General features: G+C 55.4%; 20 protein-coding genes, 4 tRNA genes and 1 rRNA gene. All 25 read right to left on the reverse strand.

Going from position 1 to position 22,723, the window contains the following annotated elements; genetic code table 11:
- Positions 1-3 precede the first annotated feature (3 nt).
- Complete coding sequence (gene rplW / locus L6D74_RS20200; protein ID WP_002555488.1) at positions 4-303, reverse strand: 50S ribosomal protein L23; 300 nt, start codon at positions 301-303, stop codon at positions 4-6.
- Complete coding sequence (gene rplD, locus L6D74_RS20205) at positions 300-902, reverse strand: 50S ribosomal protein L4 (protein ID WP_003228735.1); 603 nt, start codon at positions 900-902, stop codon at positions 300-302. The genes rplW and rplD overlap by 4 nt, the downstream gene beginning before the upstream one ends.
- Positions 903-914: 12 nt before the next feature.
- Positions 915-1,550 (reverse strand): 50S ribosomal protein L3, encoded by a 636-nt coding sequence (gene rplC, locus L6D74_RS20210; RefSeq protein ID WP_007955641.1) that lies wholly within the window; start codon positions 1,548-1,550, stop codon positions 915-917.
- An 80-nt stretch (positions 1,551-1,630) separates the two neighbouring features.
- Positions 1,631-1,942 (reverse strand): 30S ribosomal protein S10, encoded by a 312-nt coding sequence (gene rpsJ, locus L6D74_RS20215; protein ID WP_003186070.1) that lies wholly within the window; start codon positions 1,940-1,942, stop codon positions 1,631-1,633.
- Positions 1,943-2,099: 157 nt separating this feature from the next.
- Entirely contained in the window at positions 2,100-3,293 is a 1,194-nt protein-coding gene (gene tuf, locus L6D74_RS20220) for an elongation factor Tu (RefSeq protein WP_010220303.1), read from the reverse strand.
- A gap of 31 nt (positions 3,294-3,324) precedes the next feature.
- Entirely contained in the window at positions 3,325-5,430 is a 2,106-nt protein-coding gene (gene fusA / locus L6D74_RS20225) for an elongation factor G (RefSeq protein WP_236190152.1), read from the reverse strand.
- 30 nt (positions 5,431-5,460) lie between these two features.
- On the reverse strand, positions 5,461-5,934 hold the full coding sequence (rpsG, locus tag L6D74_RS20230; RefSeq protein ID WP_007957592.1) for a 30S ribosomal protein S7: 474 nt from the start codon (positions 5,932-5,934) through the stop codon (positions 5,461-5,463).
- A gap of 108 nt (positions 5,935-6,042) precedes the next feature.
- A complete protein-coding gene (gene rpsL, locus L6D74_RS20235) occupies positions 6,043-6,414 on the reverse strand; it encodes a 30S ribosomal protein S12 (protein ID WP_003186084.1) in 372 nt (123 codons plus the stop codon).
- A 216-nt stretch (positions 6,415-6,630) separates the two neighbouring features.
- Complete coding sequence (rpoC, locus tag L6D74_RS20240; protein ID WP_064599784.1) at positions 6,631-10,830, reverse strand: DNA-directed RNA polymerase subunit beta'; 4,200 nt, start codon at positions 10,828-10,830, stop codon at positions 6,631-6,633.
- A 63-nt stretch (positions 10,831-10,893) separates the two neighbouring features.
- Entirely contained in the window at positions 10,894-14,967 is a 4,074-nt protein-coding gene (gene rpoB / locus L6D74_RS20245) for a DNA-directed RNA polymerase subunit beta (protein WP_039772428.1), read from the reverse strand.
- 220 nt (positions 14,968-15,187) lie between these two features.
- Positions 15,188-15,553 carry a 50S ribosomal protein L7/L12 gene (gene rplL, locus L6D74_RS20250; protein WP_007957596.1) on the reverse strand — a complete coding sequence of 122 codons (366 nt, stop codon included), beginning with the start codon at positions 15,551-15,553 and terminating at the stop codon, positions 15,188-15,190.
- Between the two features lie 79 nt (positions 15,554-15,632).
- The gene (rplJ, locus tag L6D74_RS20255; protein ID WP_011336174.1) at positions 15,633-16,133 is read right to left on the reverse strand and encodes a 50S ribosomal protein L10; all 501 of its coding nucleotides are present in this window, start codon (positions 16,131-16,133) and stop codon (positions 15,633-15,635) included.
- A gap of 198 nt (positions 16,134-16,331) precedes the next feature.
- Positions 16,332-17,027, reverse strand: coding sequence for a 50S ribosomal protein L1 (gene rplA / locus L6D74_RS20260; protein WP_003228754.1), 696 nt, complete (start codon positions 17,025-17,027; stop codon positions 16,332-16,334).
- Positions 17,027-17,458 (reverse strand): 50S ribosomal protein L11, encoded by a 432-nt coding sequence (gene rplK / locus L6D74_RS20265; RefSeq protein WP_003228756.1) that lies wholly within the window; start codon positions 17,456-17,458, stop codon positions 17,027-17,029. The genes rplA and rplK overlap by 1 nt, the downstream gene beginning before the upstream one ends.
- A 117-nt stretch (positions 17,459-17,575) precedes the next feature.
- The gene (gene nusG / locus L6D74_RS20270) at positions 17,576-18,109 is read right to left on the reverse strand and encodes a transcription termination/antitermination protein NusG (protein ID WP_007957598.1); all 534 of its coding nucleotides are present in this window, start codon (positions 18,107-18,109) and stop codon (positions 17,576-17,578) included.
- Between the two features lie 9 nt (positions 18,110-18,118).
- Entirely contained in the window at positions 18,119-18,487 is a 369-nt protein-coding gene (gene secE, locus L6D74_RS20275; RefSeq protein WP_064599786.1) for a preprotein translocase subunit SecE, read from the reverse strand.
- A 45-nt stretch (positions 18,488-18,532) separates the two neighbouring features.
- A tRNA-Trp gene (locus L6D74_RS20280) sits at positions 18,533-18,608 on the reverse strand.
- A gap of 53 nt (positions 18,609-18,661) precedes the next feature.
- Positions 18,662-19,855, reverse strand: a complete 1,194-nt coding sequence (gene tuf, locus L6D74_RS20285; protein WP_010220303.1) for an elongation factor Tu — start codon at positions 19,853-19,855, stop codon at positions 18,662-18,664.
- 85 nt (positions 19,856-19,940) lie between these two features.
- A tRNA-Thr gene (locus tag L6D74_RS20290) sits at positions 19,941-20,016 on the reverse strand.
- Between the two features lie 26 nt (positions 20,017-20,042).
- Positions 20,043-20,116: transfer RNA gene (locus L6D74_RS20295), tRNA-Gly, on the reverse strand.
- Positions 20,117-20,141: 25 nt separating this feature from the next.
- Positions 20,142-20,226 (reverse strand) — tRNA-Tyr (locus L6D74_RS20300).
- A 143-nt stretch (positions 20,227-20,369) separates the two neighbouring features.
- Positions 20,370-20,810 (reverse strand): hypothetical protein, encoded by a 441-nt coding sequence (locus tag L6D74_RS20305; RefSeq protein WP_064599788.1) that lies wholly within the window; start codon positions 20,808-20,810, stop codon positions 20,370-20,372.
- A gap of 7 nt (positions 20,811-20,817) precedes the next feature.
- The gene (locus L6D74_RS20310; RefSeq protein ID WP_064599790.1) at positions 20,818-21,567 is read right to left on the reverse strand and encodes a pantothenate kinase; all 750 of its coding nucleotides are present in this window, start codon (positions 21,565-21,567) and stop codon (positions 20,818-20,820) included.
- A complete protein-coding gene (birA, locus tag L6D74_RS20315; protein WP_236190153.1) occupies positions 21,557-22,510 on the reverse strand; it encodes a bifunctional biotin--[acetyl-CoA-carboxylase] ligase/biotin operon repressor BirA in 954 nt (317 codons plus the stop codon). Before birA ends, L6D74_RS20310 begins: the two co-directional genes overlap by 11 nt.
- 132 nt (positions 22,511-22,642) lie before the next feature.
- A 5S ribosomal RNA gene (gene rrf / locus L6D74_RS30345) occupies positions 22,643-22,723 on the reverse strand; the annotation flags it as partial.

The following is a 22,723-nucleotide window of genomic DNA, read 5'->3' on the forward strand; positions in this document are numbered from 1 at the left end:
TCCTTACTCAGCACTGCTGCTGAAATCGAGATCTTGGCCTGGCTGAAGGGAGATAACTGCCTTCTTCCAGTCATTACGCTTGCCCAGACCGCGAGCGGTGCGCTTGCTCTTACCCAGAACATTCAGGGTAGTAACACGCTCAACTTTCACGCTGAACAGGCTTTCGACGGCCTTCTTGATTTCCAGCTTGGTTGCATCAGTAGCAACCTTGAAAACGAACTGGCCTTTCTTGTCTGCCAGAACCGTAGCCTTCTCGGAAACGTGCGGGCCAAGCAGAACTTTAAATACGCGTTCCTGGTTCATCCCAGCAGCTCCTCGAATTTCTTCACGGCCGACACGGTGATCAACACCTTGTCGTATGCGATCAGACTAACTGGATCGGAACCTTGCACGTCACGTACATCAACGTGTGGCAGGTTGCGAGCAGCCAGGTACAGGTTCTGATCAACAGCGTCCGACACGATCAGAACATCGGTCAGGCTCATGTTGTTCAGTTTGCCCAGCAGGTCTTTGGTTTTCGGAGTTTCAACTGCGAAATCCTGAACCACGACCAGACGATCAGTACGCACCAGCTCAGCAAGGATGGAACGCATTGCTGCGCGATACATCTTCTTGTTCAGCTTCTGGGAGTGATCCTGTGGACGAGCTGCAAAGGTGGTGCCGCCGCCGCGCCAGATTGGGCTGCGGATAGTACCGGCACGAGCACGGCCAGTACCTTTCTGACGCCATGGGCGCTTGCCGCCACCACGAACGTCGGAACGGGTCTTCTGCTGCTTGCTACCCTGACGGCCGCCAGCCATGTAGGCCACGACTGCTTGGTGAACCAGCGTCTCGTTGAACTCGCCGCCAAATGTCAGTTCGGAAACTTCGATCGCTTGAGCGTCATTTACATTTAATTGCATGTCAGCTTCCCCTTAACCGCGAGCCTTGGCTGCCGGACGTACAACCAGGTTGCCGCCAGTAGCGCCAGGTACAGCGCCCTTGACCAACAACAGATTGCGTTCAGCGTCCACGCGCACTACTTCCAGGGACTGCACGGTCACGCGCTCAGCGCCCATATGACCGGACATTTTTTTGCCCTTGAATACACGACCAGGAGTCTGGCACTGGCCGATAGAGCCTGGGACGCGGTGGGATACGGAGTTACCGTGGGTGTTATCTTGCCCGCGGAAGTTCCAACGCTTGATCGTACCCTGGAAGCCTTTACCTTTGGACTGACCGGTTACATCAACCAGTTGACCAGCAGCGAAGATTTCAGCGTTGATCAGATCGCCGGCCTGGTACTCGCCTTCTTCAAGACGGAATTCCATTACGGTACGACCAGCGGCAACGTTCGCCTTGGCGAAGTGGCCAGCTTGAGCAGCTGTAACACGGGAAGCACGACGCTCGCCGACAGTGACTTGCACTGCACGATAGCCATCGGTTTCTTCAGTTTTGAACTGGGTGACGCGATTCGGCTCGATCTCAATGACCGTGACCGGAATGGAGACACCTTCTTCGGTGAAAATACGGGTCATACCCGCTTTACGACCGACTACACCAATAGTCATGTTGTAAACCTCATGAGTGTACGGGGCTTTCACCCGCTATGGCCGCCCATTTCAGAGCGTTACACGACCAAGACCGAGTCTTAGCCGAGGCTGATCTGCACTTCCACACCGGCCGCAAGATCAAGCTTCATAAGTGCATCAACGGTTTTATCCGTTGGCTGGACGATGTCCAGAACGCGCTTATGAGTGCGGATCTCGTACTGGTCACGCGCGTCTTTGTTGACGTGCGGAGAAACCAGAACGGTGAACCGCTCTTTACGGGTAGGCAGTGGAATTGGACCACGCACTTGAGCACCAGTACGTTTCGCGGTTTCCACGATTTCCTGGGTTGATTGGTCGATCAGGCGATGGTCAAAAGCCTTCAACCTGATACGGATTTGCTGATTTTGCATTGGATTTCAGACTCCGGCTGCTATTCCCACCGGGCGCAATACGCCCGTTAAAAGGAGGCGCAATTCTATAGACGCCCCAGATAGGTGTCAACCCAATAAAAAAGCCCCCGCTAAGCGGGGGCTTTTTCAACTCATCAAAGCTGACTCAATAAAGAGATCACTCGATGATTTTAGCTACGACGCCAGCACCAACGGTACGGCCGCCTTCACGGATTGCGAAACGCAGACCGTCTTCCATCGCGATGGTTTTGATCAGGGTAACAGTCATCTGAATGTTGTCACCTGGCATTACCATTTCAACGCCTTCTGGCAGCTCGCAGTTACCAGTCACGTCAGTAGTACGGAAGTAGAACTGTGGACGGTAGCCTTTGAAGAACGGAGTGTGACGACCGCCTTCTTCCTTGCTCAGAACGTAAACCTCTGCGGTGAACTTGGTGTGCGGCTTAACCGAACCCGGCTTAACCAGAACCTGACCACGCTCAACGTCGTCACGCTTGGTACCACGCAGCAGAACGCCGCAGTTCTCGCCAGCACGACCTTCGTCCAGCAGCTTGCGGAACATCTCAACACCGGTGCAGGTGGTGGTGGTGGTGTCACGCAGACCAACGATTTCCAGGGCGTCTTGAACGCGAACGATACCGCGCTCGATACGACCGGTCACAACAGTACCGCGACCCGAGATCGAGAACACGTCTTCGATTGGCATCAGGAACGGCTTGTCGATAGCACGCTCTGGCTCTGGGATGTAGCTGTCCAGAGTTTCCACCAGCTTCTTAACAGCGGTGGTGCCCATTTCGTTGTCGTCTTTGCCTTCCAGCGCCATACGAGCAGAACCGATGATGATCGGAGTGTCGTCGCCTGGGAAGTCATAGGTGGACAGCAGGTCGCGAACTTCCATCTCAACCAGTTCCAGCAGCTCAGCGTCGTCTACCAGGTCAGCCTTGTTCAGGAAAACCACGATGTACGGAACGCCTACCTGACGGGACAGCAGGATGTGCTCACGGGTTTGCGGCATCGGACCATCAGCGGCCGAGCAAACCAGGATCGCGCCGTCCATCTGCGCAGCACCAGTGATCATGTTCTTCACGTAGTCAGCGTGACCTGGGCAGTCAACGTGAGCGTAGTGACGAATGTTCGAGTTGTACTCAACGTGCGCGGTGTTGATGGTGATACCGCGAGCTTTTTCTTCTGGTGCGCTGTCGATCTTGTCGAATTCAACTACGGCCGAACCGAAAACTTCGGAGCAGACGCGAGTCAGAGCAGCGGTCAGAGTGGTTTTACCGTGGTCAACGTGGCCGATGGTGCCAACGTTTACGTGCGGTAGGGAACGATCAAATTTTTCTTTAGCCACGACAATTAACTCCTAGCCTAAAGGGGCTGAATCAGCCTTGTTTTTTGGTAACGGATTCGACGATGTGCGACGGAGCCGTATCGTATTTTTTGAATTCCATAGAGTAGCTTGCGCGACCCTGGGACATGGAACGAACGTCGGTCGCATAACCGAACATCTCACCCAGTGGAACCTCGGCACGGATAACCTTGCCGGACACTGTGTCTTCCATACCCTGGATCATGCCGCGACGACGGTTAAGGTCGCCCATCACATCACCCATATAGTCTTCAGGCGTAACAACCTCTACCGCCATGATCGGCTCGAGCAACTCACCACCGCCCTTCTGGGCCAGTTGCTTGGTCGCCATGGAAGCAGCCACTTTAAACGCCATCTCGTTGGAGTCGACGTCGTGGTAAGAACCATCGAACACGGTAGCCTTCAGGCCGATCAGCGGATAGCCGGCAACAACGCCGTTCTTCATCTGCTCTTCGATGCCCTTCTGGATAGCCGGGATGTATTCCTTAGGAACCACACCACCCACTACTTCGTTCAGGAATTGCAGACCTTCCTGACCTTCGTCAGCAGGAGCAAAGCGAATCCAGCAGTGACCGAACTGGCCACGACCGCCGGACTGACGAACGAACTTGCCTTCGATTTCGCAGTTCTTCGTGATGCGCTCACGGTACGAAACCTGCGGCTTGCCGATGTTGGCTTCGACGTTGAACTCACGGCGCATCCGGTCAACCAGGATGTCCAGATGCAGCTCGCCCATGCCGGAGATGATCGTTTGACCAGTCTCTTCATCAGTCTTAACGCGGAAAGACGGGTCTTCCTGAGCGAGCTTGCCCAGAGCGATACCCATTTTTTCCTGGTCATCCTTGGTCTTAGGCTCTACGGCAACCGAAATAACCGGCTCCGGGAAGTCCATGCGAACCAGGATGATTGGCTTCTCAGCGTTGCAGAGGGTTTCACCAGTGGTGACGTCCTTCATGCCGATCAGGGCCGCGATGTCGCCAGCGCGCACTTCCTTGATCTCTTCACGGGCGTTTGCGTGCATTTGCACCATACGACCCACGCGCTCTTTCTTGCCTTTAACCGAGTTGATCACGCCGTCGCCGGAGTTCAACACGCCCGAGTAAACGCGGACGAAGGTCAAGGTACCCACGAATGGGTCGGTAGCGATCTTGAACGCCAGGGCCGCGAACGGCTCGTCGTCGCTTGCATGACGCTCCATCTCTTCTTCCTCGTTATCAGGGTTGGAACCCTTGATAGCAGGAATGTCGGTCGGAGCAGGCAGGAAGTCGATAACGGCGTCGAGAACCAGGGGAACGCCCTTGTTCTTGAACGAAGAACCGCAAACAGCCAGAACGATTTCGCCGGCGATAGTACGTGCACGCAAAGCAGCCTTGATCTCAGCGATCGACAGCTCTTCACCTTCCAGGTACTTGTTCATCAGGTCTTCGTTGGCTTCGGCGGCGGCTTCAACCATGTTGTTGCGCCATTCTTCAGCCAGTTCAAGCATGTCCGCAGGGATTTCCTTGCGAACCGGAACCATACCCTTGTCAGAGTCGTTCCAGTAGACAGCTTGCATGTTGATCAGGTCGATCTGGCCCTGGAAGTTATCTTCCGAACCGATAGCCAGCTGGATCGGCACCGGAGTGTGACCCAGACGCTGTTTGATCTGACCGATCACGCGCAGGAAGTTGGCACCAGCACGGTCCATCTTGTTTACGTAAACAAGACGTGGAACGCCGTATTTGTTGGCCTGACGCCATACGGTTTCCGACTGAGGCTCAACACCCGAAGTACCGCAGAACACAACGACAGCGCCGTCGAGCACACGCAGGGAACGCTCTACTTCAATAGTGAAGTCTACGTGGCCCGGGGTATCGATTACGTTGAAGCGATGCTCGTGTGGGTACTGCTTCTCGGAACCTTTCCAGAAGGCGGTAATGGCAGCAGAAGTAATGGTAATACCACGCTCCTGCTCCTGAACCATCCAGTCTGTGGTCGCGGCGCCATCATGCACCTCGCCCATTTTGTGACTTTTGCCAGTGTAAAAAAGGACGCGCTCGGTGGTGGTGGTTTTACCAGCATCCACGTGAGCGACGATACCGATGTTACGGTAGCGACTAATCGGAGTAGTACGAGCCATAAAGCCCTCGCAAAATTAGTGAAGCTAAAATTAGAAGCGGTAGTGCGAGAAAGCTTTGTTAGCTTCGGCCATACGGTGCACGTCTTCACGCTTCTTAACAGCAGCACCTTTACCTTCAGCAGCATCCAGCAGCTCGCCAGCCAAGCGCAGAGCCATAGACTTCTCGCCACGCTTGCGGGCGAAGTCTACCAACCAGCGCATTGCCAGAGCGTTACGACGGGACGGACGAACCTCGACCGGAACCTGGTAAGTAGCACCACCAACGCGGCGCGACTTCACTTCGACCAGCGGAGCGATGGCGTCGAGTGCTTTTTCGAAGAGTTCCAGGGGATCGGTGCCGGTCTTGCGAGCCGCAACGGTTTCCAGGGCACCATAAACGATACGCTCGGCAACGGCTTTCTTGCCGCTTTCCATAACGTGGTTCATGAATTTGGCGAGGATTTGGCTTCCGTATTTCGGATCGTCCAGAATCTCACGCTTTGCTGCTACGCGACGTCTTGGCATTGATAAGCCCTCAAACGGTCTTCAGGTTAGCTCGGGACAGATCCAGTGGATGCGCGCCCGACCTTACTCTTATCGACTCAATAAAATGAAAATCTGCAAAACGGCCGATTACTTCGGACGCTTGGTACCGTACTTCGAACGACCCTGGTTACGGCCTTTAACGCCGGAAGTATCCAAGGAGCCGCGAACGGTGTGGTAACGAACACCTGGCAAGTCTTTTACACGACCGCCGCGGATCAATACCACGCTGTGCTCTTGCAGGTTGTGGCCTTCACCACCGATGTACGAGGAAACCTCGAAACCGTTGGTCAGACGCACACGGCATACTTTACGCAGTGCCGAGTTAGGTTTTTTCGGCGTAGTGGTGTACACACGGGTGCACACGCCACGACGTTGCGGGCAGTTCTGCAGCGCAGGCACGTCGGATTTCTCGACGATACGCTTACGCGGCTGACGTACCAGCTGGTTGATAGTTGCCATCTACTAGCTCCACTGTTGTCTTGCGACGCTATTGTCTTGCAAGAAAAGCAAAATGGCAGGAACGAATTCCCGCCAAATTTAGGGGATCAAGAGTCTAAAGAGGATCTTGTCCCCAGTCAAGGCAAGGCCCCGACCTCCCCGCTCGTCGAACCTCGACAAATTGTCTTGATTCGATGAACGGCTTGATCAGGGCCTCAGCTCATTTTTTCGCAGAACTCAGTTACCGCTCGAGTTCAGCGCTTCGGTCAGTGCAGCTTCCACTTCACTGGCGCTTACGCGCAACGGCTTGTCTGCATCACGACGACGCTTGCGCTCGCTGTGATAAGCCAGACCGGTACCGGCCGGGATCAGACGACCCACGACCACGTTTTCTTTCAGGCCGCGCAGGTAATCGCGCTTGCCAGTTACCGCTGCTTCGGTCAGTACGCGAGTGGTCTCCTGGAAGGAGGCCGCCGAGATGAACGATTCAGTCGACAACGACGCCTTGGTGATACCCAGCAGCACGCGAGTGAACTTGGACACGAATTTATCTTCGGTCGCCAAGCGCTCGTTTTCAACCAGTACGTGAGTCAGTTCCATCTGGTCGCCCTTGATGAAGCTGGAGTCGCCGGACTCGGAGATCTCAACTTTACGCAGCATCTGACGCAGGATGGTCTCGATGTGCTTGTCGTTGATCTTCACGCCTTGCAGGCGGTAAACGTCCTGGATCTCGTTGACGATGTACTTGGCCAACGCGCTTACACCCAGCAGACGCAGGATGTCGTGCGGATCGCTCGGACCGTCGGAGATAACTTCGCCGCGGTTTACCTGTTCGCCTTCGAACACGTTCAGGTGACGCCACTTCGGAATCAGCTCTTCGTACGGATCGCTACCGTCGTTCGGGGTAATGACCAGACGGCGCTTGCCCTTGGTCTCTTTACCGAACGCGATGGTGCCGCTGACTTCAGCCAGAATCGACGCCTCTTTCGGACGACGGGCTTCGAACAGGTCGGCAACACGCGGCAGACCACCGGTGATGTCACGGGTTTTCGAAGTTTCTTGCGGGATACGAGCGATAACGTCACCGATCGCGATCTTCGCACCGTCCGCAACACCGACCAGGGCGTTGGCTGGCAGGAAGTACTGAGCGATAACGTCAGTGCCTGGCAGCAACAGATCCTTGCCGTTGTCATCGACCATCTTCACCGCAGGACGGATGTCCTTGCCGGCGGCCGGACGGTCTTTGGCATCGAGTACTTCAATGTTGGTCATACCGGTCAATTCGTCAGTCTGACGCTTGATCGTGATGCCTTCTTCCATGCCCACGTAGGTCACGGTACCTTTCATTTCGGTAACGATCGGGTGAGTGTGCGGATCCCACTTGGCCACGATTGCGCCAGCGTCGACCTTGTCACCTTCTTTAACCGAAATCACGGCACCGTACGGCAGCTTGTAACGCTCGCGCTCACGACCGAAGTCGTCAGCGATTGCCAGCTCACCGGAACGAGACACGGCAACCAGGTTGCCATCCACACGCTCAACGTGTTTCAGGTTGTGCAGACGGACGGTACCGCCATTCTTCACCTGAACGCTGTCGGCTGCGGAAGTACGGCTTGCCGCACCACCGATGTGGAACGTACGCATCGTCAGCTGGGTACCCGGCTCACCGATGGACTGGGCAGCGATAACGCCGACCGCTTCACCGATGTTCACCTGGTGACCACGAGCCAGGTCACGGCCGTAGCACTTGGCGCAAATGCCATAGCGGGTTTCGCAGCTGATCGGCGAACGCACGATTACTTCGTCGATGCTGTTCAGCTCGATGAACTCAACCCACTTCTCGTCTACCAGAGTGCCTGCAGGAACGATAACGTCCTCGGTACCCGGCTTGAATACGTCACGGGCGATGACACGACCCAATACGCGCTCACCCAACGGTTCTACAACGTCACCGCCTTCAATGTGCGGAGTCATCAGCAGACCGTGTTCGGTGCCGCAATCGATCTCGGTCACGACCAGATCCTGCGCCACGTCTACCAGACGACGAGTCAGGTAACCGGAGTTCGCAGTTTTCAACGCGGTATCCGCCAGACCTTTACGAGCACCGTGAGTCGAGATGAAGTACTGGAGTACGCTCAGACCTTCACGGAAGTTCGCAGTAATCGGCGTTTCAATGATGGAACCGTCCGGCTTGGCCATCAGACCACGCATACCGGCCAGCTGACGAATCTGTGCTGCGGAACCCCGCGCACCCGAGTCGGCCATCATGTACATCGAGTTGAACGATTCTTGCTCGACTTCGTCGCCGTGACGGTCGATGACTTTCTCTTTCGAGAGGTTGGCCATCATCGCCTTGGAGACTTCGTCGTTCGCTTTCGACCAAAGGTCGATCACTTTGTTGTACTTCTCGCCCTGGGTTACCAGGCCGGAGGCGTACTGGCTCTCGATTTCTTTCACTTCGTCGGTGGCAGCACCGATGATGCGGGCTTTTTCGTCCGGGATAACGAAGTCGTTAACACCGATGGAAACGCCGGAAATGGTCGAGTAGGCAAAACCGGTGTACATCAACTGGTCAGCGAAGATCACGGTCTCTTTCAGACCAACCACGCGGTAGCACTGGTTGATCAGCTTGGAGATCGCCTTTTTCTTCATCGGCAGGTTGACGACGTCGAACGACAGACCTTTTGGCACAACCTGGAACAGCAGCGCACGGCCGACAGTGGTGTCGACGATACGGGTGTTGTTCACGCTGTTGCCGTCACGATCGTTCACGGTTTCGTTGATACGAACCTTGATCTTGGCGTGCAGTGCGGCTTCGCCGGCACGGAACACACGGTCAACTTCCTGCAGATCCGCGAACACACGACCTTCGCCCTTGGCGTTGATCGCTTCACGAGTCATGTAGTAGAGACCCAATACAACGTCCTGCGACGGAACGATGATTGGCTCACCGTTGGCTGGCGACAGAATGTTGTTGGTCGACATCATCAACGCACGCGCTTCGAGCTGGGCTTCCAGCGTCAGCGGTACGTGCACGGCCATTTGGTCGCCGTCGAAGTCGGCGTTGTACGCGGCGCAGACCAGAGGGTGCAGCTGGATAGCCTTACCTTCGATCAGTACCGGTTCAAACGCCTGGATACCCAGACGGTGAAGGGTCGGTGCACGGTTGAGAAGAACCGGGTGTTCGCGAATCACTTCAGCGAGAACGTCCCAAACCTCTGGCAGTTCGCGCTCGACCATTTTCTTGGCCGCTTTGATGGTGGTCGCCAGACCACGCATTTCCAGCTTGCCGAAAATGAACGGCTTGAACAGCTCGAGAGCCATCTTCTTCGGCAGACCGCACTGGTGCAGACGCAGGGTCGGACCAACGGTAATTACCGAACGACCGGAGTAGTCAACACGCTTACCGAGCAAGTTCTGACGGAAACGACCTTGCTTACCCTTGATCATGTCAGCCAGGGATTTCAGAGGACGCTTGTTGGAACCTGTGATAGCGCGGCCACGACGACCGTTGTCGAGCAGTGCATCGACAGCTTCCTGCAACATACGCTTTTCGTTGCGCACGATGATGTCCGGAGCGGACAGATCCAGCAGGCGCTTCAAACGGTTGTTACGGTTGATCACTCGACGATACAGATCGTTGAGGTCGGAAGTCGCGAAACGACCGCCATCCAGTGGAACCAGTGGACGCAGATCTGGCGGCAGAACCGGCAGAACGGTCAGCACCATCCACTCTGGCAGGTTGCCGGAGCCTTGGAAGGCTTCCATCAACTTCAGACGCTTGGACAGCTTCTTGATCTTGGTTTCGGAGTTGGTTTGCGGAATTTCTTCACGCAGCCGGCCGATCTCGTGTTCCAGGTCGATAGCGTGCAGCAGTTCGCGGACAGCTTCGGCACCCATGCGGGCGTCGAAATCGTCACCGAACTCTTCCAGCGCTTCGAAGTACTGCTCGTCGTTCAGCAGCTGACCTTTTTCAAGAGTGGTCATGCCCGGATCGATAACGACATAGCTCTCGAAGTAGAGAACGCGTTCGATATCACGCAGGGTCATGTCCATCAGCAGGCCGATACGGGACGGCAGCGATTTCAGGAACCAGATGTGGGCAACCGGCGAAGCCAGTTCGATGTGCGCCATGCGCTCACGACGAACCTTGGCCAGTGCAACTTCAACGCCGCACTTCTCGCAGATCACACCACGGTGCTTCAAGCGCTTGTACTTACCGCACAGGCACTCGTAATCCTTTACCGGGCCAAAGATCTTGGCGCAGAACAGACCGTCACGCTCAGGTTTGAACGTACGGTAGTTGATGGTTTCCGGCTTTTTAACTTCACCGAACGACCACGAGCGGATCATCTCAGGCGAGGCCAATCCGATACGGATGGCGTCGAACTCTTCGACTTGACCCTGGTTTTTCAGCAAATTCAGTAGGTCTTTCAAGGCCTTTCCTCCTGGCGGAGCAGAGAGCGGGCAATCCTGCCCCGCTCTCGATCGCGTCACGTGTTATTCGGTTTCCAGATCGATATCGATGCCGAGGGAACGAATTTCCTTGATCAACACGTTGAAGGACTCGGGCATGCCCGGCTCCATACGGTGATCGCCGTCCACGATGTTTTTGTACATCTTGGTCCGGCCGTTCACATCGTCCGACTTCACTGTGAGCATTTCTTGCAGAGTGTAAGCAGCACCGTATGCTTCCAGTGCCCAGACCTCCATCTCCCCGAAACGCTGACCACCGAACTGCGCCTTACCACCCAGCGGCTGCTGGGTAACCAGGCTGTACGAACCGGTAGAACGCGCGTGCATCTTGTCGTCTACCAAGTGGTTCAGCTTCAGCATGTACATGTAGCCAACGGTAACTGGACGCTCGAACTTGTTGCCGGTACGGCCGTCGGTCAACTGCATCTGGCCGCTTTCTGGCAGGTCTGCCAGTTTCAGCATGGCCTTGATTTCGCTTTCCTTGGCACCGTCGAACACTGGAGTGGCCATTGGAACACCGCCACGCAGGTTCTTAGCCAGATCCAGGATTTCCTGATCGGAGAAGCTGTCCAGATCTTCGTTACGACCGCCGATCTGGTTGTAGATCTCGTCCAGGAAGGTGCGCAGTTCAGCGACTTTACGCTGCTCTTCGACCATCCGGTTGATCTTCTCGCCCAGACCTTTGGCCGCGAGGCCGAGGTGGGTTTCAAGGATCTGACCAACGTTCATACGCGAAGGTACGCCCAGTGGGTTGAGGACGACGTCGACCGGTGTGCCATTGGCATCGTGCGGCATGTCTTCAACCGGCATGATCACGGAGACCACACCTTTGTTACCGTGACGACCGGCCATCTTGTCGCCCGGCTGGATGCGACGACGGATTGCCAGGTAAACCTTGACGATTTTCAGCACACCTGGAGCCAGGTCATCGCCCTGCTGCAGTTTGCGCTTCTTGTCTTCGAACTTGTCGTCCAGCAGACGGCGACGATCAACGATGTAGGCCTGGGCCTTCTCGAGCTGCTCGTTCAGAGCATCTTCAGCCATGCGCAGTTTGAACCACTGACCATGCTCAAGACCGTCGAGTACTTCGTCGGTGATGTCCTGACCTTTCTTCAGGCCCGCGCCACCTTCAGCCTTGTGGCCTACCAGAGCGGAACGCAGACGCTCGAAGGTCGCGCCTTCAACGATGCGGAACTCTTCGTTCAGATCCTTGCGGATCTCGTCCAGCTGGGACTTCTCGATCGACAGGGCACGAGCATCACGCTCAACGCCGTCACGAGTGAAGACCTGTACGTCGATGACAGTACCTTTGGTGCCGGTTGGCACACGCAGGGAAGTGTCTTTAACGTCGCTGGCTTTCTCACCGAAGATTGCGCGCAGCAGTTTTTCTTCCGGAGTGAGTTGGGTCTCGCCTTTCGGAGTGACCTTACCTACCAGGATGTCGCCTGCGCCGACTTCAGCACCTACGTAAACGATACCGGCTTCGTCCAGCTTGTTCAGCGCAGCTTCACCCACGTTAGGGATGTCCGCAGTGATTTCCTCTGGGCCAAGCTTGGTGTCACGAGCCACACAGGTCAGTTCCTGAATGTGGATCGTGGTGAAACGGTCTTCCTGAACCACACGCTCGGACAGGCAGATGGAGTCTTCGAAGTTGAAGCCGTTCCATGCCATGAACGCGATGCGCATGTTCTGACCCAGAGCCAGTTCACCCATGTCGGTGGACGGACCGTCGGCCATGATGTCGCCACGCTGAACACGATCACCCTTGCTCACCAGCGGACGCTGGTTGATGCAGGTGTTCTGGTTCGAGCGGGTGTATTTGGTCAGGTTGTAGATGTCGACACCAGCTTCGCCGGTTTCAACTTCGTCATCGGCAACGCGAACCACGATACGGCTGGCATCAACAGAGTCGATCACGCCGCCACGACGAGCCACGACGCAAACGCCGGAGTCGCGAGCCACGTTACGCTCCATGCCGGTACCGACCAGCGGCTTGTCAGCGCGCAGGGTTGGTACAGCTTGACGCTGCATGTTCGAACCCATCAACGCACGGTTGGCGTCGTCGTGCTCGAGGAACGGAATCAGCGACGCTGCAACCGAAACTACCTGCTTCGGCGAAACGTCCATCAAGGTGACGTCTTCCGGCGCCTTGACGGTGAATTCGTTCAGGTGACGTACGGCTACCAGTTCGTCGATCAGGACTTTCTGCTCGTTCATGGTCGCCGAAGCCTGCGCGATCACGTGATCGGCTTCTTCAATGGCGGACAGGAACACGATGTCGTCGGTGACCACACCCTCTTTCACCACGCGGTACGGGCTCTCGAGGAAGCCGTACTGGTTGGTGCGAGCGTAAGCAGCCAGGGAGTTGATCAGACCGATGTTCGGACCTTCCGGCGTTTCAATCGGGCAGACACGACCGTAATGAGTCGGGTGTACGTCACGGACTTCGAAGCCCGCGCGCTCACGAGTCAGACCGCCAGGGCCGAGTGCAGAGACACGACGCTTGTGGGTGATCTCGGACAGCGGGTTGTTCTGGTCCATGAACTGCGACAGCTGGCTGGAACCGAAGAACTCTTTCACCGCCGCAGCCACTGGCTTGGCGTTGATCAGGTCTTGCGGCATCAGGCCTTCGCTTTCAGCCATCGACAGACGCTCTTTGACCGCACGCTCAACACGTACCAGGCCAACGCGGAACTGGTTCTCTGCCATCTCGCCTACACAGCGAACACGACGGTTACCCAGGTGGTCGATGTCGTCGACGATGCCTTTACCGTTACGGATGTCGACCAGAGTCTTCAGTACCGCGACGATGTCTTCCTTGCACAGCACGCCCGAACCTTCGATCTCGGTACGACCGATACGACGGTTGAACTTCATCCGGCCGACCGCAGACAGGTCATAGCGCTCAGGGCTGAAGAACAGGTTGTTGAACAGGGTCTCGGCAGCGTCCTTGGTTGGCGGCTCGCCTGGACGCATCATGCGATAGATCTCGACCAGCGCTTCCAATTGGTTGCTGGTGGAGTCGATCTTCAGCGTGTCGGAGACGAACGGACCGCAGTCGATGTCGTTGGTGTACAGAGTTTCGATGCGTACGACGCCGGCCTTGGCGATTTTCGCCAGGATCTCGGTCGACAGCTCGGTGTTGCACTCTGCCAGGATCTCACCGGTAGCCGGGTGCACGATGGCCTTGGCGGTGGTACGACCCAGAACGTAATCCAGAGGCACGTCCAGCTCTTTGATCCCGGCTTTTTCCAGCTGGTTGATGTGGCGGGCAGTAATACGACGGCCCTGCTCAACGATCACCTTGCCTTTGTCATCCTGGATGTCGAGAACAGCAACTTCACCACGCAGGCGCTGAGGCACCAGCTCCAGGCTCAGGCCTTCGCCTTTCACGTGGAATACGTTGGTGGTGTAGAACGCGTCCAGCACTTCCTCGGTGGTATAACCGAGCGCGCGCAGCAGTACCGAGGCCGGCAGCTTGCGACGACGGTCGATACGCACGAATACGCAGTCTTTCGGGTCGAACTCGAAGTCCAGCCACGAACCGCGGTAAGGAATGATGCGCGCGGAGTACAGCAGCTTGCCGGAGCTGTGCGTCTTGCCACGGTCGTGGTCGAAGAACACGCCCGGGGAACGGTGCAGCTGGGAAACGATAACACGCTCGGTACCGTTGATTACGAAGGTACCGTTCTCAGTCATCAATGGGATTTCACCCATGTAGACTTCTTGCTCTTTGATGTCCTTGATCGCTTTGTTCGACGATTCTTTGTCGAAAATGATCAGGCGCACTTTTACCCGCAAAGGTACGGCGAAAGTTACACCGCGCAATACGCATTCTTTGACATCAAATGCCGGTTCGCCCAAGCGATAACCGACGTACTCCAGCGCAGCATTGCCGGAGTAGCTGATGATCGGGAAAACGGATTTGAAGGCCGCATGCAGGCCCACGTCGCGGAACTGATCTTTAGTCGCTCCCGCTTGCAAGAATTCACGATACGAATCCAGCTGGATGGCCAGGAGGTAAGGCACATCCATGACGTCCGGCAACTTGCTAAAGTCCTTGCGGATACGTTTTTTCTCAGTATATGAGTAAGCCATCAGCGTTCCCCAGCTTGGTCACCTGCTTGTTTGGCCCCTCCCGACGGGAGCAGCCAGAAAATCGTGCAAACCCCATGGTTTGCGCCACCGCATCGGGTGGTTACAGCTCGTTATCGACACCGACCCAGTCGGCTGCCAATAACGGAAAAAGGCCGGTGGCAAGAGCCACCAGCCATCAGCCTGTCGCTTGACGCTCGGGCTGGAGGTGCAAAGTCGATGCTTACTTCAGCTCGACTTTAGCGCCTGCTTCTTCCAGCTTCTTCTTAGCGTCTTCAGCCGCTTCTTTCGAAACGCCTTCAGCTACAACCTGAGGAGCGCCGTCGACTTTCTCTTTGGCTTCTTTCAGGCCCAGACCGGTCAGTTCACGAACTGCCTTGATCACGTTTACTTTCTTCTCGCCGGCTTCAACCAGAACAACGTTGAACTCGGTTTGCTCTTCAACAACAGCGGCAGCAGCAGCTGGACCAGCAGCAGCAACAGCAGCGGTCACGCCGAAGGTTTCTTCCATTGCTTTGATCAGCTCAACAACTTCCAGAACGGTTTTCTGGCCGATTGCTTCGATGATTTGTTCGTTAGTCAGAGACATGACTCAATTCCTGATTTGGTGGACAGCCTGTACGGCCGTCGAAATAAACAAAAATACGCGAGAGTGGAAACGCTCAGCCTCAGGCTGCAGCTGCTTCTTTCTGATCGCGAATTGCCGCCAGAGTACGAGCCAGCTTGCTGGTAGCGCCTTGAATCACGCTCATCAGTTTCGCAATAGCTTCGTCGCGAGTTGGCAGGCTTGCCAGCACGTCGATCTCATTCGCTGCGAGGAACTTGCCCTCAAACGATGCTGCCTTGATCTCGAACTTATCCTGACCCTTGGCAAATTCCTTGAACAGACGAGCAGCAGCGCCCGGGTGTTCGTTGGAGAATGCGATCAGGGTCGGGCCAGTGAACGCGTCGTTCAGCACTTCATACGAAGTGCCAGCAACAGCGCGCTTGAGCAGGGTGTTACGTACAACACGTACGTAAACGCCAGCTTCACGAGCCTCTTTACGGAGTCCGGTCATTGCGCCTACTGTTACGCCACGGGCATCAACCACGACAGCGGACAGAGCGACTTTGGCAGCCTCGTTGACTTCAGCGACGATGGCCTTCTTGTCTTCGAGATTAATTGCCACGGGTTTAACTCCTGCTTGTTACCGTTTCATTCGATCGAAACCGAATGTCGTTTTGGTGTCTGATTCGGTAAGGAACCGGGAGCACCATCTGCGTAGGCTTGAGGTTTAAGACTTGCGTCGCCTACGGTCTTGGATAGCCCCCGCCAGGCAGGGACCCCAATCTTTCAATTGGCGCAGTCAACTGCGCCAATTTTTGTCTTACGCGTCCAGCGAGCTCTGGTCGATAACCAGACCTGGGCCCATAGTGGTGCTCAGGGTAACGCGCTTGACGTAGATACCTTTCGAAGAAGCTGGCTTGATACGCTTCAGATCAGCGATCAGGGCTTCAACGTTTTCCTTCAGCTTGACGGCATCGAAGCCGATCTTGCCAACGGAAGTGTGGATGATGCCGTTTTTGTCGGTGCGATAACGAACCTGACCAGCCTTGGCATTTTTAACCGCGGTAGCGACGTCTGGGGTAACAGTGCCGACTTTCGGGTTAGGCATCAGACCACGTGGACCGAGGATCTGACCCAGTTGACCTACAACGCGCATGGCATCCGGGGATGCGATCACTACGTCATAGTTCAGGTCGCCGCCTTTCATTTCGGCAGCCAGGTCGTCCATACCTACACGGTCAGCGCCGGCAGCCAGAGCGGCCTCAGCAGCTGGACCCTGGGTGAACACAGCAACGCGAACAGTCTTGCCAGTGCCGTGTGGCAGCACAGTAGCGCTACGAACAACCTGGTCGGATTTACGCGGGTCTACGCCCAGGTTTACAGCTACGTCGAACGACTCGCTGAACTTGACAGTCGACAGCTCGGCCAGCAGTGCAGCGGCGTCTACAATGTTGTAGGCCTTGCCTGCTTCGATTTTGCCGGCGATAGCCTTTTGACGCTTGGTCAGCTTAGCCATTACACACCCTCCACGTTAAGGCCCATGCTACGAGCAGAACCGGCGATAGTACGCACGGCTGCATCCATATCAGCTGCAGTCAGATCCGCGTTTTTGGTTTTCGCGATTTCTTCCAGCTGAGCACGGGTAACAGTGCCAACCTTAACGGTGTTCGGACGAGCGGAACCGCTGGTCAGACCGGCCGCCTTCTTCAGCAGAACCGAAGCAGGGGTGGATTTGGTTTCGAAAGTGAAGCTACGGTCGCTGTAGACAGTGATGATCACTGGAGTCGGCAGACCAGCTTCCAGACCCTGGGTACGGGCGTTGAAAGCTTTGCAGAATTCCATGATGTTCACGCCGTGCTGACCCAGAGCAGGACCAACAGGTGGGCTTGGGTTAGCCTGAGCGGCCTTCACTTGCAGCTTGATGTAAGCGGTAATCTTCTTGGCCATGAGGCACTCCAATTACGGGTTCGAACGCCTCGAAAGGCTCCCCGGTTACTTGCGCGTTTATCCCAGTGACGACAAAACCCCACAGCCTAGGGCTGCGGGGTTGGGATGCTTGCTCAGCTAGACCTTTTCGACCTGACTGAACTCCAACTCTACCGGAGTAGAGCGTCCGAAAATGAGCACTGCCACTTGGATCCGGCTCTTTTCGTAGTTAACTTCTTCAACAACGCCGTTAAAGTCAGCGAACGGCCCGTCATTGACTCGAACGGTTTCGCCTGGCTCGAACAACGTCTTCGGCTTCGGCTTGTCGCTACCATCGGCAACGCGACGCAAAATCGCCTCAGCTTCTTTATCGGTGATTGGTGCCGGCTTATCAGCAGTACCGCCGATAAAACCCATCACCCGAGGAGTATCCTTGACCAAGTGCCAAGTACCCTCGTTCATATCCATCTGAACCAGCACATAACCTGGGAAGAATTTGCGCTCGCTTTTGCGTTTCTGGCCATTACGCATTTCAACCACTTCTTCAGTGGGAACCAGAATTTCGCCGAAGCCATCTTCCATGCCAGCCAGCTTTACACGCTCGATCAACGAACGCATGACATGCTTCTCGTAACCCGAGTAAGCATGCACAACGTACCAACGCTTAGCCACGGGACACCCTTAGCCGACAATCAAGGAAACAAGCCAACCGAGCAGGGAATCAAGCCCCCACAACAGCAACGCCATAACCAGGACAACAGCCACAACAATCAGTGTGGTCTGCGTGGTTTCTTGGCGAGTTGGCCATACGACTTTACGAATCTCGGTGCGAGCTTCCTTAACCAGTACAAAGAAAGACTTGCCCTTGGCAGTCTGCAGGCCTACAAAGGCAGCTACAGCAGCAATGACAAGCAATACGAGTACACGGTACAGGATCGGCGAAGCAGCGTAATACTGATTACCGACAACGCCAACAATTACCAAAGCGACTACTACAAGCCACTTGAGCAAATCGAAGCGAGAGCCTTGAGCTTCAGCTTTAGGAGTCATCTATGAAGATCCTGTGAAAAGAAAGCCAGACACACCAAGTGAATCTGGCAGGTCAGGAGGGAATCGAACCCCCAACCTACGGTTTTGGAGACCGTCGCTCTGCCAATTGAGCTACTGACCTAAAACAAAATCAGGCCGACCATTATGCCGGCCTGAAAAAGACATTACAACTGTTTACTCGATGATCTTGGCCACTACGCCAGCACCAACGGTACGACCGCCTTCACGGATTGCGAAACGCAGACCGTCTTCCATCGCGATGGTTTTGATCAGGGTAACAGTCATCTGAATGTTGTCACCTGGCATTACCATTTCAACGCCTTCTGGCAGCTCGCAGTTACCAGTCACGTCAGTAGTACGGAAGTAGAACTGCGGACGGTAGCCCTTGAAGAACGGAGTGTGACGACCGCCTTCTTCCTTGCTCAGAACGTAAACTTCTGCGGTGAACTTGGTGTGTGGCTTAACCGAACCCGGCTTAACCAGAACCTGACCACGCTCAACGTCGTCACGCTTGGTGCCACGCAGCAGAACGCCGCAGTTCTCGCCAGCACGACCTTCGTCCAGCAGCTTGCGGAACATCTCAACACCAGTGCAGGTGGTGGTGGTGGTGTCACGCAGACCAACGATTTCCAGGGCGTCTTGAACGCGAACGATACCGCGTTCGATACGACCGGTCACAACAGTACCGCGACCCGAGATCGAGAACACGTCTTCGATTGGCATCAGGAACGGCTTGTCGATAGCACGCTCTGGCTCTGGGATGTAGCTGTCCAGAGTTTCCACCAGCTTCTTAACAGCGGTGGTGCCCATTTCGTTGTCGTCTTTGCCTTCCAGCGCCATACGAGCAGAACCGATGATGATCGGAGTGTCGTCGCCTGGGAAGTCATAGGTGGACAGCAGGTCGCGAACTTCCATCTCAACCAGTTCCAGCAGCTCAGCGTCGTCTACCAGGTCAGCCTTGTTCAGGAAAACCACGATGTACGGAACACCTACCTGACGGGACAGCAGGATGTGCTCACGGGTTTGCGGCATCGGACCATCAGCGGCCGAGCAAACCAGGATCGCGCCGTCCATCTGCGCAGCACCAGTGATCATGTTCTTCACGTAGTCAGCGTGACCTGGGCAGTCAACGTGAGCGTAGTGACGAATGTTCGAGTTGTACTCAACGTGCGCGGTGTTGATGGTAATACCGCGAGCCTTTTCTTCTGGAGCGCTGTCGATCTTGTCGAATTCAACTACGGCCGAACCGAAAACTTCGGAGCAGACGCGAGTCAGAGCAGCGGTCAGCGTGGTTTTACCGTGGTCTACGTGACCGATGGTGCCAACGTTGACGTGCGGCAGGGAACGATCAAATTTTTCCTTAGCCATCGATATCACCCCTAACAGAAGAAATTGAGCAAACAACACAAGCCATTAAAACAAAGGCAGATATTTTCATATCTGCCTTGTTATATGGAGCTCTTGAGCGGATTTGAACCGCTGACCTCACCCTTACCAAGGGTGTGCTCTACCAACTGAGCTACAAGAGCGTAACACTTTGCACAACCTGCAAACTTGGAGCGGGTAGCGGGAATCGAACCCGCATCATCAGCTTGGAAGGCTGAGGTTCTACCACTAAACTATACCCGCGGAGCCTGCAGCTCACGCTAAAATCTGGTGGAGGGAGAAGGATTCGAACCTTCGAAGTCGTAGACGTCAGATTTACAGTCTGATCCCTTTGGCCGCTCGGGAACCCCTCCTAATCAGGCCGGCATTCTATACTATGCCAAACCCCTGTCAAGCATTTTCTCATTTAAAAACCTGAGGTTAGCTGCATTGACACCACCCCGCTGCTGCTACCTTTTCAGGTCTTCGCTGTGGAGCGGGCGCCATTCTATGCAAACTATTCAGTAGGTGCAACCCCCTCGCACAGCATTATTTTATGTTTTAACTCATTGAATTCCTTGGAAAGGTTTTGCAGCTGAGCATCACCCAACAAACGCTGGGTTTCGGGCGTAACCTGGAACCAATATGAGCCGCCGGAAGACTCTTTTGACGAAGGAAGAACTTTTGCACCAAGCTCCGCCAAACGCTGCTCCAACGCCTGAGCGGACTCGGGGCGCGCCAAACCACCCACATAAAGGCACTGCCCATCAGGCTTTCCTCCAGTCCTTTTTTCACGGGAAGCATCACCACCAGCCTCACTCAGCAAGCGAATATCCTGTTGCGATCCACGATAAAGACTGAGCGGCGTGACATCCTTTGCGCGTAGCGGGGCCTCCTGCTGATGCCAGACGTAATAAAAAACATTGAGTACCAGAAGCAGAAGGAACAACCAACGCATACAAACCTCAGGACAAAGGACACGCCATAGCCAAACCCACGAACACCAGATCGGAAACAACCCGAGCGTCAGGCGCAACATCCGAGACCAGTTCGGCATCACCACCCGTAATGAAGACACTGTAGTCATCACCCCAATAGGAATGCGCCATCTCCAGCTGCGTCAATACGAACCCCCTGAGCATCAACGAACAGCCACGCTCTACAGCCTCAGCCGTGTTGCGCCCAGGAGCCTGACTCGCCAATGCCCGCTCCGCCGCCAGATCCCCATAGCGAATTTTCCGAGTATGCGTACGCAACTGATTACGCATCAGCGGCATGCCAGGACAAATGAAGCCTCCCAGATGTTCACCGTCCGCGGAGACAAAGTCCGCGGTCACCGCCGTCCCGAAATCAAGAACCAGACAAGCACCTTTAGCCAGGTGAAAACCACCAAGCATCGCCAGCCAGCGATCGAGACCGAGGCGCTCATAGTCGTCGTAACCGTTCGTTACGCCAGACATCTCACGAGCGGGCGACGCACAGACAACGGAAATGCCGAACTCGCGCCTGAGCAAGCCAATAAGCAAATTGGTCTCATCTTCAGTTCTTACGCTGACAAGGCGACATTTACCGAGAGATATCTTCTCAAGCGACCGAAGACTATCGACCAAGGCGCCATCAGAGTCGACCACACCTTCTGCGACCAAGGCGCCCAACTCTGCACTCAGCACCCGCCATTTGATAAAACTGTTTCCACAATCGAGCTCAAGAATCATGACGCAACCTCAAGCTGAGCTCACCACCACTAAAGACCTTTTCCACACCATCTACCTTTAGCCGCAGCGCGCCTTGATTATCGATTCCCAGCACCACACCCTCTACCTGATTGACACCGGCAGTGAGAGAAACCTGCTGCCCCTGCCACAAATGGCTCGCCTCCCACTCCGCCTGAAGCGCAGAGAAGCCGTCTGACTGGTGACGTCGCAGATAGAGTTGCAGCTGCTTACTCAGCTCAACCGCCAGAATATTGCGATCACAAGATTTACCCGACTCTAGACGCAGTGAAGTCCATTGCTGATCGACTTCGTCTGTAGCCTGCATGTTCACATTAATGCCCACGCCCAACACTACATGACAAACGTCCGCTGGATCTCCGACGAGCTCCAGCAGGATGCCTGCAATTTTTTTTCGCCCGACCAAAACATCATTGGGCCATTTCAGTCCCGCACCTGGCACCCCAAACGCGCGCAGGGTCTGCATGACCGCGAGACCGACAACGAGACTTAACCCCTCGAGCTGACGCATCCCTCCATCGATACGCAACACGAGGCTGTAATAAAGGTTTTCAGCAAACGGGCTTACCCATTTACGCCCCCTGCGCCCGCGCCCGGAACTCTGACGCTCAGCCAGTATTAGAAAAGGCGCAACCCGCCCTCGATCTACCGCTCGCAACGATTCAGCATTAGTTGAGTCGATGGAATCGAAGACACTGACAGACCAGCCGGCAAGACCTTCCTCTATTGCGAGCGAGTCAAGCAACGCCAGCGGCGAAGCCAATTGATAGCCCCGCCCTCGAACTTTATGTATGGATAACCCAAGCTCCGTCTCCAGATGCTGAAGCTGCTTCCACACCGCACTTCGACTAATTCCCAGAGCAACGCCCAGGGCCTGACCGGAATGGAATCGACCATCCTTCAGAAGGTTCAACAACGTCAGCATGCAGGTCTCGCCTCAGAATGAGGCCCGAATAATAGCCATGCACCGGGCCGCTGCATAGAATTCAAACAACCCATTTTCTTGCGGACAAAACAAAACCCCAACTGCTTTCGCAATTGGGGTTTCGGAATTTAATCTTGACGATGACCTACTCTCACATGGGGAAACCCCACACTACCATCGGCGATGCATCGTTTCACTTCTGAGTTCGGGATG

Source organism: Pseudomonas pharyngis (assembly GCF_021602345.1).
GTDB classification, from domain to species: domain Bacteria; phylum Pseudomonadota; class Gammaproteobacteria; order Pseudomonadales; family Pseudomonadaceae; genus Aquipseudomonas; species Aquipseudomonas pharyngis.

Bases quoted from the DNA above. Each gene is read 5' to 3' on its own strand.
- rplW (WP_002555488.1), bottom strand. From the start codon at position 303: ATGAACCAGGAACGCGTATTTAAAGTTCTGCTTGGCCCGCACGTTTCC.
- rplD (WP_003228735.1), bottom strand. From the start codon at position 902: ATGCAATTAAATGTAAATGACGCTCAAGCGATCGAAGTTTCCGAACTG.
- rplC (WP_007955641.1), bottom strand. From the start codon at position 1,550: ATGACTATTGGTGTAGTCGGTCGTAAAGCGGGTATGACCCGTATTTTC.
- rpsJ (WP_003186070.1), bottom strand. From the start codon at position 1,942: ATGCAAAATCAGCAAATCCGTATCAGGTTGAAGGCTTTTGACCATCGC.
- fusA (WP_236190152.1), bottom strand. From the start codon at position 5,430: ATGGCTCGTACTACTCCGATTAGTCGCTACCGTAACATCGGTATCGTC.
- rpsG (WP_007957592.1), bottom strand. From the start codon at position 5,934: ATGCCAAGACGTCGCGTAGCAGCAAAGCGTGAGATTCTGGACGATCCG.
- rpsL (WP_003186084.1), bottom strand. From the start codon at position 6,414: ATGGCAACTATCAACCAGCTGGTACGTCAGCCGCGTAAGCGTATCGTC.
- rpoB (WP_039772428.1), bottom strand. From the start codon at position 14,967: ATGGCTTACTCATATACTGAGAAAAAACGTATCCGCAAGGACTTTAGC.
- rplL (WP_007957596.1), bottom strand. From the start codon at position 15,553: ATGTCTCTGACTAACGAACAAATCATCGAAGCAATCGGCCAGAAAACC.
- rplA (WP_003228754.1), bottom strand. From the start codon at position 17,027: ATGGCTAAGCTGACCAAGCGTCAAAAGGCTATCGCCGGCAAAATCGAA.
- rplK (WP_003228756.1), bottom strand. From the start codon at position 17,458: ATGGCCAAGAAGATTACCGCTTACATCAAGCTGCAAGTGAAGGCCGCT.
- secE (WP_064599786.1), bottom strand. From the start codon at position 18,487: ATGACTCCTAAAGCTGAAGCTCAAGGCTCTCGCTTCGATTTGCTCAAG.
- tuf (WP_010220303.1), bottom strand. From the start codon at position 19,855: ATGGCTAAGGAAAAATTTGATCGTTCCCTGCCGCACGTCAACGTTGGC.
- L6D74_RS20305 (WP_064599788.1), bottom strand. From the start codon at position 20,810: ATGCGTTGGTTGTTCCTTCTGCTTCTGGTACTCAATGTTTTTTATTAC.
- L6D74_RS20310 (WP_064599790.1), bottom strand. From the start codon at position 21,567: ATGATTCTTGAGCTCGATTGTGGAAACAGTTTTATCAAATGGCGGGTG.
- birA (WP_236190153.1), bottom strand. From the start codon at position 22,510: ATGCTGACGTTGTTGAACCTTCTGAAGGATGGTCGATTCCATTCCGGT.